The sequence below is a fragment of the Micromonospora aridisoli genome (assembly GCF_056150025.1).
Window position 1 is genome coordinate 1 of the sequence record NZ_JAXCFK010000157.1, and the last position, 538, is coordinate 538.

Annotated in this window: 1 protein-coding gene; it reads right to left on the bottom strand. The window is 65.2% G+C overall.

Annotation, left to right across the window (positions count from 1 at the left end; genetic code table 11):
- On the bottom strand, positions 1 to 482 hold a 482-nt coding region (locus SM447_RS29860), incomplete at its 3' end, for an AMP-binding enzyme (RefSeq protein WP_474576202.1).
- Positions 483 to 538 lie beyond the last annotated feature (56 nt).

Consider the following 538-nt stretch of genomic DNA (forward strand, 5'->3'; position numbering starts at 1 on the left):
ACCTTGTGGCTCGGGCCGAGCGGGAGGGCGTCGACGTAGCGGATCCGGCGCGGGTACTTGTGCCGGCCCAGGTGCTCCCGCGCCCAGTCGATCAACTCCTGCTCGCTCGGGGCGCCCGGTCCGGCCGGGTCCGGCACCACCACCGCGCAGACCTCCTCGCCGTGCCGCTGGTCGGGCAGGCCGATCACCGCGACCTGGCCGACGGCCGGGTGACGGGCCAGGGCCTCCTCCACCTCGCGCGGGTACACGTTGAAGCCGCCCCGGATGATCAGGTCCTTCTTGCGGTCGACGATATAAAAATAACCGTCCTTGTCACGTTTCGCCAAGTCGCCCGTATAGAGCCAGCCGTCGCGAAGCGTCATCGACGTCTCTTCCGGCAGTTTGTAATAGCCTTTCATCACGTTCGGTCCACGGACGATCAGTTCACCGACCTCATCGACTCCGACCTCTTCTCCGAGCTCATCGACGACCTTGTTCTCCACGTGGACGATTGACGGCCCGATCGATCCGGCTTTCCGCTCACCGTGAAGCGGATTGA